15 protein-coding genes are annotated in these 12604 nt (G+C 44.3%); 4 read left to right on the forward strand and 11 right to left on the reverse strand.

Going from position 1 to position 12604, the window contains the following annotated elements; translation table 11 throughout:
• Nucleotides 1-42: 42 nt before the first annotated feature.
• From priA to NEPTK9_RS01645, 10 genes are all read right to left on the reverse strand, one after another.
• Complete coding sequence (priA, locus tag NEPTK9_RS01605) at nucleotides 43-2256, reverse strand: replication restart helicase PriA (RefSeq protein ID WP_194847084.1); 2214 nt, start codon at nucleotides 2254-2256, stop codon at nucleotides 43-45.
• On the reverse strand, nucleotides 2253-2387 hold the full coding sequence (locus NEPTK9_RS09810) for a hypothetical protein (protein ID WP_267239220.1): 135 nt from the start codon (nucleotides 2385-2387) through the stop codon (nucleotides 2253-2255). Before NEPTK9_RS09810 ends, priA begins: the two co-directional genes overlap by 4 nt.
• A gap of 11 nt (nucleotides 2388-2398) precedes the next feature.
• Complete coding sequence (locus NEPTK9_RS01610; protein WP_194847085.1) at nucleotides 2399-3244, reverse strand: hypothetical protein; 846 nt, start codon at nucleotides 3242-3244, stop codon at nucleotides 2399-2401.
• A 20-nt stretch (nucleotides 3245-3264) separates the two neighbouring features.
• Complete coding sequence (locus tag NEPTK9_RS01615) at nucleotides 3265-3570, reverse strand: PIN domain-containing protein (protein ID WP_320412041.1); 306 nt, start codon at nucleotides 3568-3570, stop codon at nucleotides 3265-3267.
• A gap of 79 nt (nucleotides 3571-3649) precedes the next feature.
• Nucleotides 3650-3883, reverse strand: a complete 234-nt coding sequence (locus tag NEPTK9_RS01620; RefSeq protein ID WP_194847087.1) for a PIN domain-containing protein — start codon at nucleotides 3881-3883, stop codon at nucleotides 3650-3652.
• Nucleotides 3884-3937: 54 nt separating this feature from the next.
• Nucleotides 3938-4102, reverse strand: a complete 165-nt coding sequence (locus NEPTK9_RS09955; RefSeq protein WP_420887661.1) for a type II toxin-antitoxin system Phd/YefM family antitoxin — start codon at nucleotides 4100-4102, stop codon at nucleotides 3938-3940.
• Between the two features lie 80 nt (nucleotides 4103-4182).
• Nucleotides 4183-4656, reverse strand: a complete 474-nt coding sequence (locus NEPTK9_RS01630; RefSeq protein ID WP_194847088.1) for a RidA family protein — start codon at nucleotides 4654-4656, stop codon at nucleotides 4183-4185.
• The gene (locus NEPTK9_RS01635) at nucleotides 4637-6040 is read right to left on the reverse strand and encodes an FAD-dependent monooxygenase (protein ID WP_194847089.1); all 1404 of its coding nucleotides are present in this window, start codon (nucleotides 6038-6040) and stop codon (nucleotides 4637-4639) included. Before NEPTK9_RS01635 ends, NEPTK9_RS01630 begins: the two co-directional genes overlap by 20 nt.
• Complete coding sequence (locus tag NEPTK9_RS01640; protein ID WP_194847090.1) at nucleotides 6037-7269, reverse strand: aminotransferase class V-fold PLP-dependent enzyme; 1233 nt, start codon at nucleotides 7267-7269, stop codon at nucleotides 6037-6039. Before NEPTK9_RS01640 ends, NEPTK9_RS01635 begins: the two co-directional genes overlap by 4 nt.
• A gap of 16 nt (nucleotides 7270-7285) precedes the next feature.
• Nucleotides 7286-7930 (reverse strand): LysE family transporter, encoded by a 645-nt coding sequence (locus NEPTK9_RS01645; RefSeq protein ID WP_194847091.1) that lies wholly within the window; start codon nucleotides 7928-7930, stop codon nucleotides 7286-7288.
• A 127-nt stretch (nucleotides 7931-8057) separates the two neighbouring features.
• Here NEPTK9_RS01645 and NEPTK9_RS09875 point away from each other — a divergent pair, with 127 nt between their 5' ends.
• The 4 genes from NEPTK9_RS09875 (at nucleotide 8058) to NEPTK9_RS01665 (ending at nucleotide 11706) form a co-directional block, all read left to right on the forward strand.
• The gene (locus NEPTK9_RS09875; RefSeq protein ID WP_194847092.1) at nucleotides 8058-9116 is read left to right on the forward strand and encodes a methylated-DNA--[protein]-cysteine S-methyltransferase; all 1059 of its coding nucleotides are present in this window, start codon (nucleotides 8058-8060) and stop codon (nucleotides 9114-9116) included.
• A gap of 128 nt (nucleotides 9117-9244) precedes the next feature.
• Nucleotides 9245-10417, forward strand: a complete 1173-nt coding sequence (locus NEPTK9_RS01655) for an ATP-binding protein (RefSeq protein ID WP_194847093.1) — start codon at nucleotides 9245-9247, stop codon at nucleotides 10415-10417.
• A 59-nt stretch (nucleotides 10418-10476) separates the two neighbouring features.
• Nucleotides 10477-10803 carry a hypothetical protein gene (locus tag NEPTK9_RS01660; RefSeq protein ID WP_194847094.1) on the forward strand — a complete coding sequence of 109 codons (327 nt, stop codon included), beginning with the start codon at nucleotides 10477-10479 and terminating at the stop codon, nucleotides 10801-10803.
• Nucleotides 10804-11706, forward strand: coding sequence for a hypothetical protein (locus tag NEPTK9_RS01665; RefSeq protein WP_194847095.1), 903 nt, complete (start codon nucleotides 10804-10806; stop codon nucleotides 11704-11706).
• Here the strand turns inward: NEPTK9_RS01665 and ftsY are convergent.
• Entirely contained in the window at nucleotides 11682-12578 is an 897-nt protein-coding gene (gene ftsY, locus NEPTK9_RS01670) for a signal recognition particle-docking protein FtsY (protein ID WP_228546961.1), read from the reverse strand. The genes NEPTK9_RS01665 and ftsY overlap by 25 nt on opposite strands.
• Nucleotides 12579-12604 lie beyond the last annotated feature (26 nt).

Genomic DNA, 12604 nt, shown 5'->3' on the forward strand with positions numbered 1-12604 from the left:
TACTGATTTTTTTTGCAATTTGGAAATTGAATTTCCAATTTTCTAAAAAGTAGAGGTGGGGTCGATGTCGACCAGGAGGCGGATCGAGCGGGGGAGGGGAAATCCCTCCCGGGTCTCCTTAATCAAGGAGGAGAGAAAAAGGGGGTTGGGACCCTTGATCAGGAGCTTAAAGCGATAATTATTTTTGATTTTGGCATAGCCGCAGGGGATGGCCGGATAGAGGGTATAGGCTGGGGGGAGTTTTTGGAGGAGAATTGCATGGAATTCCGCAGCAATATGCTGAACATGGGACTCGTTTTTCCCTGAAAAAACCAGCTTGGCCAAACGGGCAAAGGGAGGGAAGCCAAAGAGCTCCCTTGCCTCCACCTCTTCTTTGAAAAAAGTGACATAATCCTCTTTCGATGCATGGTGGAAAATGGGATGTCCCTTCATCGAGGTTTGGACGATCACTTCTCCCTTTAAATCGCCCCGTCCCGATCGCCCTGAGACCTGTGTGAGGAGCTGGAAAACATTTTCAGCGGAGCGGAAGTCGGGAAGGTTGAGCGCCCCATCGGAGTTCAAAACACCGACCAAAGTGACAGCAGGAAAATGGAGCCCTTTAGCGATCATCTGCGTGCCGATCAAGATGTCGGCTTTCCCCGAGCGGAACTGTTTGAACAAAAGATCATGACTTCCCTTATGGCGAGTCGTGTCGGCATCCATCCTCAGCGTCCGCACATCGGGGAAGAGGGCGTGGAGGGTTCTCTCCACCTGCTCGGTCCCGACTCCCTTGAAGCTGAGGGTGGCTGATTCCTTACAAGAGGGACAGGTCTTGGGCGGAGGAGCTAAAATAAACGAGCACAAGTGGCAGGCGAGGTGGTTGGTCTTTTTGTGGAAGGTTAAGCTCACCGAGCAGTGAGGGCACTTGACACTTTCACCGCAGCCGGCGCACATTTGGAAAGAGTGATAGCCCCGCCGGTTGAGAAAGAGGAGGGTTTGCTCTCCCTTAGATAACCGGTCTTTAATCGCATCGATCAATGCTGAGCAGAAAAGGATGAACCCCTCCGATTTGGTATATTCCACCTTCATATCGATCAGTTTGACTGAGGGAAGGGAAGCATCGGTGGCCCGTTTTTTCAAAGTGGTGAGGGTATACTTTCCCTTCTGTGCATTGGCATAACTTTCGATCAAGGGGGTGGCACTTCCCAAAACAACCGTTGCCCCATGAAGTTTTCCCCGCATAATCGCCACATCGCGTGCGTGGTAACAGGGCTCTTCATCGGTTTGCTTGTATGAAGACTCATGCTCCTCATCGACAATAATAAGTCCCAAGTTTTGAACCGGGCTAAAAATGGCTGAGCGAGCTCCCACCACAATGGGAATTTCCCCTTTGCGGATTCCATGCCATATGTCAAACCGCTCCCCATCGCTCAGGCGGTGGTGCAAGATCCCCATCTTATCGGTAAAGCGGGACTTAAGCCGCTCGATCGTCTGCGAAGTCAGAGCAATTTCAGGGACAAGTAAAATGACCCCGAGTCCCATCTGCCGCGCCGCTGCAATCGCCTGCAAGTAGACCTCTGTTTTTCCACTTCCCGTCACCCCATGAATCAGGTGGGTCTGAAAAGACTTCAGCGTTCCCACGATCTTTTCAAGAGCCTCTTCTTGTTCTCCATTGAGCTTTTTGGGTTTTGTCGGAAAAAACTCCATTTCTTCCAAAGGGGAACGGTCGATCTGCATCTTTTCCACTTTTACGATCCCCTTCTTTTCGAGCGTGGTGACGGGGCTTTTTGAAACCTGCGCCACTTCTAAAAGCTCACTCAATAAAAGCCCTTGCGGCTTTTTTATCAGCGCATCCAAAACCCGCGCCTGCGAGGCATGTTTTTCACGTAAAGTCTCAATCAGCTCTCCCACCTTTTTCGGAGGAAGAAGGCGGCGGACAAAAAGTTGCTCTTTTTCTCCTATTTCCTTCCGAATCGTGGCGGGCAAAAGAACTTTCAGCGCCTTTCTCAGCGAGGTGCAGTAGTAGCGGCTGATCCAGTCGGCCAGCTCAAAAAGCTTAGGGCTAATGAGGCGCTCCTCAGAAAGGATCTCCCGAACCGGCTGGACCTTGGCAACAGAAGGCTCTTTTTTGATCGCGACGATGGTCCCTTTCCGGAGGGAGTTTTGGACGGGGACCAGGACGCGGGTCCCCACCTCCACCTCCTCTTCCAGGGCGTAGTCGAGGGGCTGGTCGAGCCCCTTATCTAGGATGACGGCAGCAAATGAGCCTTCTTTCATTCTTTAAGTCGACTTTTGGTTTCTTCCCAAGGAAAGGTTTTTTCTTGTCCTTTATCAATGCAGTCTAAAATTTCTTGAGCTGCTTCAGCAAGCTTTTGATCACCTTCTACTGCTTCGGGGTATTCATCCATAAATGATCCTTTTAAATATTCGGTAGTTTGCCGATTGTATTGCATATGACATTCCAAAGGGCCCGTTTGAGATACGGGTCCTTGTAGTATAGAGAAAGGTCGGGCAAAAGGAGGAGAGGAACTTTCCCAAGTGTTCGGACCTTTTGTTGCGGCGTTTCTTGATAAAAGGAGAGGAGCTCCTTGTTTCCAAAAATAAGAGCATCGGGAGCCAATATGAGTTTCAGGTTTTCCGACTCGAGAAAGAGATCCCATTTCTTCTGAGGTTCGACCTCCACAATCCGACAGGTTCCATAGGTCAAATCGATTGCTTTAGCGATATTGGTCACAAAGGAGCGGTAGGGAGCTCCCTGGAAAAGGATCGGAAAGGTGGGGGTCTCCTGCTTTTCTTTCCACGCCTCTTTAACCCTCTTAGCCTTGTGATCGGGAGGGACCGTATCATGGACATACAGATCTGGTGCCACTTCTTTCAGGATCTTCAACGTTCCAGAAAGGGATTCTGAAGAGGGCTTAGGCTGCGGCTTGAGTTCGAACGCTTTTTTCTTTGGAGGGGGAGGGGGCTGCTTCACTTCAGGAGTGGGTGGTGGCGCGACCACTTCTTTTGGCGGTGGAGGAAGCTCAACCTTCGGGGGAAGCTTAGAGAGCGTCGTCAAATTCTCTCTGCTGTCTTGGCCCTTTCTATGGAAATCTCCATTGTTGCCCTGCTTCAAGAGCCCGCTTTGGGGCTCTTTCCATCGGGCGCCTTGGAGACCTCTCATAGAAAGAACCCTTCCATCAGATATAATATGACGATGCTCTCTAGGAAGTTTTTCCTGGATGTAGGCAAGGGTGTCGCTGACAAGGGCAAAATAATCGTTCATGTCCACCATTTAACCACAGATCACTTGGAACTGCAACACGGGTTATATGCAGAGATAAATTTCCCTTTGGCGTATTTCAAAATTTTCTGATCTTTAGTGACCAAAACAGCATTTTCTTCGAATGCGGTTGCAATAAGCAAACGGTCTAAAGGGTCCCCATGAACTTCACCTAGCAGTTTGGTGCTCTGGATGGCGATTTTTGGTGTGATAGTGGAAAGTTGAATGCCAGGAATATCTAAAGCTTGTTCCACCCAGTCTAGTGCTCTGTCAACCCTAAGAATTAGGATATCTTGATTTATCTTTTTCCGGCTGGCTTCATGTTCGATCTCACAAACTTATAAAAGTTTAGATTCGATCTCCACACTTTACCAGCCAAAAAAAATCTCAACCAATCTATCCTAATTCTTAGGGTTGACAGAGCACTAGAGTGTCCATATCTATTTTAATCCATTTTTTTTCAACAAGCATACCGATTTCCCAAACAGACATCGAAGAGACTAAAATGCTATTGGCTTCTAATGCTCTTTCGAAAGCGCGCTGGAAAGGCTTCTGTAACTTAGGATCTCCAACCATTGCCCAAATCCAAATTTGTGTATCTATTAAAAGTTTGTGTTTTTTGAGCTCTTTAAGAATCGGCATCCCAACTCTCCTTAATAGGATTCACGATATTTCCTTTTGTATGGACCGTTCCTTTTAGCTTCCCAAAGCTCTCTTCTTTTTTTTCTTTATGGGGGTTAGTTTAGCAATGGGAACATTTCTTTTAGTGATGATTACCGGTCTGCCTGTCTTTTTTACTGTTTCCATAATTTGAAGACAGTGGGTCTTGAATTGACCCGCAGGAATTGTATTGGGTGACATATGAGCACCTCCTTATTTTTTGCGCCCATGGTCATATTAAACATTCAAATAAAAATATAATCGATTGAAAAAAGAGAAGCTTATGAAATAGATTCAAAAATGCCTTCGACTTCAACAGCGCTTCCTAAGGGGAGAGAGTTGGCGCTGACAGCGATGCGGGTATGACGCCCTTTCTCTCCAAATAGATCGACAATCAAATCAGAAGCGCCATTCATTACTATAGATTGGCTTTGAAAATCATCTGTTGATTGAATAAATCCGCTCAAACGAACGCAACGCTTGACGCGGCTTAAGTCTCCTTCGCAAGCGATGCTTAATTGACTGAGGATATTTAAGGTACAGAGCCTAGCTGCTTCCCGTCCTTCTTCAACCGTAAGTTCACGCCCGACCTTGCCAGCAAACTGGATCTTCCCTTCTAGTATAGGCAGCTGTCCTGAGATAAATATTAATGAACCTACCTGCATAAAGGGAACGTAGTTAGCAACAGCCGCTGGTTGAGGGGGAAGTTTGATTCCAAGCTGTTGGAGGCGATCGTTAGGTTTCAATGTGTTCATAGGTTGCCATTTGTGAATATTGATTGATATTAAATTGATAGTCATCAATCACGGAGAGGATTTTACTCTTCGTTAGCTCTTTTATACTTTTAATTTTATAGGAAATATCTTTGATTAATTCTTTTTGGAGGGTCCTTACAAATTTAGCATAGCGATAGGGGACTTTATCAAAACAAACGAGATTATGATAGGAGGTATAGAACTCTTTGTAATGATCCATAAGAAAGTCTTCGATCTCTCGTTGTAAAATGAAGTGCTTCCAGTTGGGGTTAGTGAGTTCGGGATAATTTTCTAAGGACATAATTGCGATCGCTTCGGTATCGATTTTTCGGTTTTTTTCAAAGATAGGGAGGGCTACATCCCAGTTATCCTCAAATTTATCTAAGTATTTGTTAAGGAGGTAGCAGTCTTCAAAGCAGCAGTTGATTCCCTGTCCAAAAAAGGGAGTCATACTATGGGCACTGTCCCCCATGATTAGGACCTTACCTTCAAGTTGCCACTGCCCCCCAGTTGTTGTCACAAAAGATCCCATAGGATTATTTATCATTTCTTCGACTAAATCGGGAATGAGGGGGCAAACATCGCCAAACTCTTGTTGAAAAAAGGAGCGAATCGTTTCAGGATTCTTTAAGATGTTTTTGAAACTTTTAGTCCCATCTTTCGGCAGCAGAAGAACAGAGGTAAAGGAACCTTCATAATCGGGTTGGGCAACGAGCATAGAGTTTTGCCTTGGCCACATGTGCATGGCTTCAAGCTCTAATGCTTCTGCTAGAGAAGCGGGGACTTTAAGGGCTTTATATTCATAATTAAAAGGGTGTTTAACAAAAGAAGTTCCAGAGGTTTGTTCGATGTACTCTCTAACAGAGGAGTGGACCCCATCGCATCCTACGAGAAGTGTTGTTGGAACTGTGTACTCCTCTTGCGTTATTTCGTCTATAAAGGAGGCCTTTTTTGATTTGAGGTCAAAGGAGAGAAACCTTTGGTTGAAATGGATTTTTACTGCATTAAAGGTTCTCGCCTTGCTGAGGAGATGTTTATGGAGATCGGAGCGGGCGACGGTATTAATGTAGGTATCATCACCCTTTCCATAGGGAAGGTCAATAAGGGCTCCATCTAGGAGATGAATCACCCTTTTCTTCATAGGAATAGAGCGAGACAAAATGTTTTTATCGAGTCCAATTTCAGATAAAGCTAAGAGACCTCTTACAGAGAGATCTAAGCTCATGGCTCGCCCACTGCCATCATACTTATAGTAGGTAACATCGGGATCGGGGCGAAAATCATAGATGGTTACGGTATACCCTCTTTTTGCGAGGTAAATAGATAGCATGAGACCTGTGAGGCCTGCGCCAATAATTGTAACACTTTTTTTCTGAGAGTTCACTTTGTAGCCTCCTTAATTCCTTGAATTAATTTAAAGATATCCTCCTCATTATTAAAGTAATGTGTTGAAATTCTCAAACCACCAAGGTTTGAGGTATAGCGGAGTGAGATATAGATTTTTTTCTTGAGCAATTGGTTTGCTAAAGCTAAATCTTTTTCGGGGTCATTAAAATAGCTGAAGACGGTAATTCCCGACCTTAAGTCTCCATCTTCTTTTGTCACCTTAGAAACATTGAGTTTATTCAGCTCTTGGTGAAGCAAATTTGTTAGCTCCCGTATCCTCTTTTCTACGTTGCGAATCCCGATTTGGTTGACAAGGGCCAAAGATTTTCCAAGCCCAATGGCTCCAGGATAATTAGAAGTTCCTGCAATTTCGAAACGTTTGGCTGTCCTCAAGAATTTAAAATTATCAAATGGGGTAATGGAGGGGGTTCTAAAATAGGTTCCCCACCCCCCTTCTGGATCTTCTGTTGCTAAGTAGCCATATGAGTCGGGTTCAAGGGTGTCTAAGACCTTATCAGAAAGGCACATCACACCGCAGCCAAAAGGGGAATTGAGCCATTTATGTCCCCCAGCGATATAAAAATCGACATATTGATGGCTTAAGTCAACATCTAAAGCTCCCATTTCATGAACCCCATCGACGACAAGCCAAATATTTTTCTCTTTGCAAAGCTTTCCCAGGGCTTCTATATCAATGCGATGTCCTGTACACCACTGCACGGAAGAGGTGCAAATCACCTTTGTTTTTTCATCGATAAGCTCTGCAAAATCTTCTACCGTTAGCTTACTATCTTTTGTTTTGACTTCTTTGATAGTGAGGTTGATTTTTTCTTGTTTTTTCATCCAAGGGATCGAAACCTGCAGGAATTCTGTATCAGGAATCAGAATAGTATCACCTTCTTCAAGAGGGATGGTGTTGGCTGCAATATTAAGGCCGTGCGTTGTGCTCTCAACAAGGCAAATGTTTTTAGTAGGGACATTAAGAAGTTTTGCAGCCTCCTCAATGGGTTCTAAGCGCATTTTATCCATCTCGATATGATGGAGTGAGGCATCTTTGGCTCTACAGTAAAGGGCCATATCTAAAAAATTTTCAATAGCTGCTTTTGCTGATGTTGGAATTAAGCTCACACAGGCTGCATCTAAAAAGACCTTATCATTTAAGCCAGGAAAGAGTTTTCTCGCTTCTGAAGCGGTTAATTTTTTTTCTGTGTTTAGGGTTGTTGTCATTGATTACCACCTTAATTTAAAAACAAGAGATCGTTAATTTTATACCTAAGAGAAATAAAACCGATGACATGATGATCATCATCGGCTTTCTTAACTTTAGAACAAGGATATTTCTTAATTTACTATGTGAAAGTAACAAAGAGACACCCCCAAACCACAAGAATCCAATCACCACAATTTCAATCCAGTAGGCAAACTTAAGAAAAGTGGGGTCGTTAGGGTTGGTGTAAGAGGAAAAAATGGCTAAAAAGAAAACTAAAGCGAGAGGATTTAATACATCTACTAAAAAACCTTCTTTGATGTGGTGAAAATAAGATAGAGAACGGTTTTTTTCTTTTGAAGTATCGGGAGCTCTCTTTGCTTTTTTTTCAAGAAAAAGAAACTTTATGCTTAAGTAGATCAAATAGATCCCTAACAACACGTTCAAGATACTGAGCAGCCTCGGGCTATTTTGTAGGAAGCTAAGTCCTGCTAACGAATAAAAGGCTTGAAAAGCAATCCCACACGTGGTTCCAACAGCTGTAAGAAATCCAGCTCTTGAAGAGATGCTTAAGCTGTTTTTTGCAATGACCGCTAAAGAGGGGCCTGGTGAGATAACAGCAAGTAGATAAGATAGTCCTAATAGAAAAAAAATAGTTTCCTCAGTTGATTGTTTTAGCAACTTTTAGTTAATTGAGATTAACTATAAATGACATTTTTTTTTTATTGCAAGAAAAAATTGGTGTTCAATTTTCGGTGGTGGGATTTTCCGGGACAATTTACTCTGGAGGTTTAACGAGGAGGCAAAGGTGATATCTTTAGAGCTGAAAAAGGAATACTACAGCGCTTTAGTTGCAAGAAATTCCGACTATGATGGGACCTTTTATGTAGGGATAAAAACGACAGGTGTTTTCTGTCGGTCGGTTTGTCCTGCGCGGAAGCCAAAATTTGAGAACTGTGAATTTTTTGAAAAAGCTGAAGAAGCGCTTTTAGCGGGATTCCGTCCTTGCAAACGGTGTCATCCACTTTCTCAGCCTGATCAAGCCCCTGAAGTTGTTCGCAGGCTTATTGAAGCTGTGGAGCAGCATCCCGAAAAAAGATGGAAAGAAAAAGACTTCCGCATGTTATCGACCAATGCCGTTCAAGCATCGAGGGTTTTTAAAAAGAGGTTTGGAATGACCTTTGTTGCTTATGCGCGAGCTCGCCGAATGGGAATAGCCCTTAAACAAATTAAAGAGAAGGGACCCGTTATTGATGCACAACTAGAAACAGGTTATGAGTCAGGAAGTGGATTTCGTGATGCTTTTTCTAAAATTATGGGGTTTCCTCCTGCAAGGTCTGAAGAGGTAAATCTTTTTAAAGCTGATTGGATCGATACGCCTCTTGGCCCGATGGTTGCGATTGGAGGTGAAGAGGCTCTTTATCTACTTGAGTTTGTCGGTCGTCGTGGACTAGAAAAAGAAGTGGAAAGACTTCGAAAAAAAATGAAAGTGACAATTGTACCCGGTCAGTCTCCTCCCCTTCAGTCAATAAAAAAGGAGCTAGGCCTTTATTTTAAAGGTTGCTTAGAGAACTTTCATACTCCAATAAAGCTCATCGGTTCTCCTTTTCAAATGAAGGTATGGCTGGAGCTGCAGAACATTCCAATAGGGGAGACCCGCTCTTATGCTGATATGGCAAAAGCTTTGGGGGTGGAAGGAGCTGCACGGGCCATTGGAAGAGCTAATGGGAGCAATCAGCTAGCCATTATCATCCCTTGCCACCGCGTTATAGGTGCCAGTGGAGAGCTTACCGGGTATGCGGGTGGCCTAGCCCGAAAAAGGTGGCTCCTTGCTCATGAAGGTAAAACCTCCCAAAAAAGTTTCTGATTTTTTCGGAGTATACTCCGGAAATGTCGGTAAAAACCGGAATATACTCCGAAAAATGAATAAAACAGGTTGATTTTCTGTAAAAAATGGAGTATACTCCAGAAATATCAGTAAACAATGGAGTAGGCATGCTTCCCCGACTAAGGCGATTTTCGACTAAACAGAGCTTTTTTCTCTTTGGCCCCCGTGGAACTGGGAAGAGTACCTTGCTCAAGCAGTCCTTCAATCAAGACGAGTGTTTGTGGTTAGACCTTTTAGACTCAAGTGTTGAAGAGCGGTTTTTTAATAAGCCCGATGAGCTCTATGCGATTGTAAAGGCGCTGCCTCCTAAGGTAAAATATGTCATTGTTGATGAGGTGCAAAAGGTTCCAAAACTGCTCGATGAAGTGCACCGTCTGATCGAAGATGAAGAGGTTGATAAGGTCTTTATCTTAACGGGGTCGAGTGCAAGGAAGCTAAAAAGAGATGGGGCCAACTTACTTGCGGGTCGCGCTTTTGTCTATCATCTCCACCCCTTTTCTTGCTTTGAGCTCAAAGAGCGGTTCGATTTAGAAAAGGCTCTCCATTCAGGAACTCTCCCTCGAGTTTTTAGCCTTCAAGGAGAAGAGGAAGAAAGGGCTTTTTTACGCGCGTATGCCGATACTTACCTTAAAGAGGAAATTGCAAATGAGCAGCTCGTTAGAAAATTGCAACCTTTTCGCCGCTTTCTTGAGGTTGCGGCGCAGTGTAATGGGAAGATCATAAACTATGCCAATATTGGAAGAGATGTGGGGATCGATGACAAAACAGCTAAAGAGTATTTTTCCATTTTAGAAGATACGATGTTGGGGTTTTTCTTAGAGCCGTTTCATAACTCTTTTAGAAAACGGCTAGTTGGCAAGCCGAAGTTTTACTTTTTCGATCCTGGTGTTGTTCGGACCCTTTCTAGACGCCTTTCGGTTCCTTTGACGCCCCAAACAGCGGCTTATGGAGAGGCTTTTGAGCATTTTATTTTATTAGAGATCAACCGTTTAGGGAGTTATTTTCAGCCCGACTATCGCTTTTCTTTTATCCGGACAACCTCTGATGTTGAGGTCGATTTAGTGGTAGAAAGGCCGGGCAAACCTCTTCTCTGTATTGAGATAAAAAGTGGTGAGGCGGTTGACGAGGTAAGTCTACGCTCCTTCATTAAGATCACCAAAGAGATTCCCGACTGTGAGGCGATCGTTTTAAGTCAGGATCGCTTCATGAAAAAGTTTGAGCATGTCGCCTGCTACCCCTGGAAACAGGGGATCGAAGAGATCTTCCCAGAAATTAATTGACGACAATTAAACATAAGATTAACAATGCAGGCGTTGTTTCTTTAAACAAGGAGAGTCTTATGGTTACAGAAATTAACGATTCAGTAGAAAACTTTGATGCTTACAATGTTGAAGAGGAGCAAGGCTCTTCTTGGAATGGGCGCCATGTTACCCTAACTGCAGGAAACAATGCCCCAAATATCGTGCTATGCGGAGAAAATTGTAGCGCTCATGGAGACTACTCTTTTGACATGAATATTGGTGAGGATGGTTTGGAGGTAGAAGGTGAAGTTGGAATCTCCAGTGAAGATAGAGATGTAAGATTTTCAGTACAAGGTGGGGTTGATGTCGATAAAGACGGAAATGCTAATGCTTCTGGCGGTATTCACTTAGAGGGTAGCTTTTAGATGAAAGCGACCTCGGCTTTCTTTTTCTTTATATTAAGCCTACTTATCTTTGGCTTTTCTTGTAGTAGTAAAGACTATGTTGAATTGCCTGTGGGTTTTAATGCTGGCAAAATTCCGATCATTGAGGTGCAAGTTGAGAATAACTCTTATCTGTTAGGAATAGATCTTGGAACTTTTTTGGAGCTTAAGATCCGCTCCTCCCTCTTAGAATCTATAAATAAAAAGTTTTTAGGGACAGACTTTTGGGAGATCTATGATGGCTCTAAATTTGTGTGTCCCAACTACCAGGTTCCTAATGTGAAAATTGGCAATTTAGCATTTAAAAATGTGGTTGCTACAGCCTACCCCGAAGATAAGGAAGCTAAAACAACCATTTGGGAAAATCCTAAGGAAGGCGTTTTTTATAAAAAGGTTGGAGTGCTAGGGAGAGGTTTTTTTCAGAAAAGCAGCCTCCTCTTTGATTTCAAAAAATCAAAAGTGATTATTTCGAACAACATTAGCAAACTAAAGAAAAACGGGTATGACCTCGAATCGTTCATAAAGCTCCCATTTACTAAAAACAAGTTTGGGATTCTTGTGAATGTAACAACAGATATCGGAGATAAAACCCTGCTTCTTGATACGGGGTTTACTTACACCATGCTTCACGAGCATGAGTATCCAAGTGATCGGGAAAAAGAGACGAGCTACCAGGGCTTCCTCTGTCTTGACTCCAATCATTTTGCTATTAATGGGGTTGACTTTGGGAAGAAAAAGCTCTACTTCTTAAAGCTTTCAGAAAAACTCAGAGAAATCGATGGGTTTTTAGGGATGGACTTCATCAAGCACCATGTCATGTATATCGATTTTCCCAATAAACTTCTCTATATTCAGCCTCCTCAGGAGAAAAGGGCATCCACATAAGGCTCGGGAGAAAAGGGGAGAAAGTCGTCCTCTTTTTCGCCGATGCCGATAAAGCGGATGGGGATCCCCATTTGGTGGTAGATCGATAGGATAATGCCCCCTTTGGCTGAGCCGTCGAGCTTGGTGAGAATGAGGCCGGTTAAGGGGGTAAATTCATTAAAGATTTTGGCTTGGTCGAGGGCATTTTGCCCCGTTGTCGCATCGAGAACAAGGTAGATCTCATGGGGGCCATCGGGGACCACTTTCTCAACGGTCCGTTTAATTTTGGAAAGCTCGTTCATCAGGTCGGTCTTCGACTGGAGGCGGCCGGCGGTGTCGGCGATGACAACGTCATGCCCCCGCGCTTTGGCGGCGGTCACTGCATCGAAAATGGTTGCCGAGGGATCGCCTCCTGACTTTCCTTTGATGCAGTCGAGCTTGAGTTTGTCTGCCCAGGTCCCAAGCTGTTCGATGGCGGCGGCGCGGAAGGTGTCGCCGGCAGCAAGCATCACTTTTTTGCCCTCTTCTTTATAGAGGCGGGCGAGTTTGGCGCAGGAGGTGGTCTTTCCACTTCCGTTAACGCCCACAATGAGGATCACCTTGGGTCCTTCCTTGGCCTCTTTCCCCTGAACATGGGGGGGCTTATGGAGGATCTCCTTGGCGTGATTTTGCATCGTTTTGATCGGGTTATCGGAGCGGCGGACATGTTCGACAAACTCAAGGGCGAGGGTGCTCCCGAGGTCTGCCTCGAAAAGGACCTGTTCAAGCTCATCCAACGTCTCTTCGTCGAGGGGTTTGCGAAGAACAGCCCGCACCTTATCGCCCAAAAGGGAACGGGTTCGAGAAAAGGCTTTCCGAATTTTGTTAAGTCCTGACTTTAAAAGGCTAAACATGATTCCCCAAAATTTTCGTTGATCGA

This window comes from Candidatus Neptunochlamydia vexilliferae (assembly GCF_015356785.1).
In the GTDB taxonomy this organism is placed as follows: domain Bacteria; phylum Chlamydiota; class Chlamydiia; order Chlamydiales; family Simkaniaceae; genus Neptunichlamydia; species Neptunichlamydia vexilliferae.

Excerpts from the sequence above, each read along its gene's own strand:
- priA (WP_194847084.1), bottom strand. The coding sequence starts at position 2,256 with ATGAAAGAAGGCTCATTTGCTGCCGTCATCCTAGATAAGGGGCTCGAC.
- NEPTK9_RS09810 (WP_267239220.1), bottom strand. The coding sequence starts at position 2,387 with ATGGATGAATACCCCGAAGCAGTAGAAGGTGATCAAAAGCTTGCTGAA.
- NEPTK9_RS01610 (WP_194847085.1), bottom strand. The coding sequence starts at position 3,244 with ATGAACGATTATTTTGCCCTTGTCAGCGACACCCTTGCCTACATCCAG.
- NEPTK9_RS01620 (WP_194847087.1), bottom strand. The coding sequence starts at position 3,883 with ATGCCGATTCTTAAAGAGCTCAAAAAACACAAACTTTTAATAGATACA.
- NEPTK9_RS09955 (WP_420887661.1), bottom strand. The coding sequence starts at position 4,102 with ATGTCACCCAATACAATTCCTGCGGGTCAATTCAAGACCCACTGTCTT.
- NEPTK9_RS01630 (WP_194847088.1), bottom strand. The coding sequence starts at position 4,656 with ATGAACACATTGAAACCTAACGATCGCCTCCAACAGCTTGGAATCAAA.
- NEPTK9_RS01640 (WP_194847090.1), bottom strand. The coding sequence starts at position 7,269 with ATGACAACAACCCTAAACACAGAAAAAAAATTAACCGCTTCAGAAGCG.
- NEPTK9_RS01655 (WP_194847093.1), top strand. The coding sequence starts at position 9,245 with ATGCTTCCCCGACTAAGGCGATTTTCGACTAAACAGAGCTTTTTTCTC.
- NEPTK9_RS01660 (WP_194847094.1), top strand. The coding sequence starts at position 10,477 with ATGGTTACAGAAATTAACGATTCAGTAGAAAACTTTGATGCTTACAAT.
- NEPTK9_RS01665 (WP_194847095.1), top strand. The coding sequence starts at position 10,804 with ATGAAAGCGACCTCGGCTTTCTTTTTCTTTATATTAAGCCTACTTATC.
- ftsY (WP_228546961.1), bottom strand. The coding sequence starts at position 12,578 with ATGTTTAGCCTTTTAAAGTCAGGACTTAACAAAATTCGGAAAGCCTTT.